At 63.4% G+C, this 292-nt stretch carries 1 pseudogene; it reads right to left on the bottom strand.

The features are described from left to right. Positions 1 to 292, bottom strand: a pseudogene (locus AB4Y36_RS40520) (hemagglutinin); the annotation flags it as partial.

The raw sequence follows: 292 nt of genomic DNA, 5'->3' as shown, positions 1-292 counted from the left end.
CTGGGAGCCGTTCACCGCGTCGAAGCTCGTCGCCGAGACTGCGCCCGCCGCCACGTTGTGCAAGGCCACCGGCGTGGTCGCGTCCGCGCCGCCCAGCGTGACCGAGTCGTGCGTCGACGTGTCATACATCACCGCATCGGCGAGCTGGCCATTAATGTTCGTGATGTCGCCTTGCAGGTTCGTGATGTCGGTCGTGTTCTGTGTCACGCGGGCATCCAGGTTCGTAATCGCCCCACCTACGCTGTTGTAGGTGTCTCCACCCACGTTATACGTCGGGTTCGAGATCGAGCCA

The organism is Paraburkholderia sp. BR10936 (assembly GCF_040965735.1).
GTDB lineage: Bacteria > Pseudomonadota > Gammaproteobacteria > Burkholderiales > Burkholderiaceae > Paraburkholderia > Paraburkholderia nodosa_A.
Note: the sequence above shows the minus strand (reverse complement) of the source record. Positions and strands in the feature narration are given on the sequence as shown.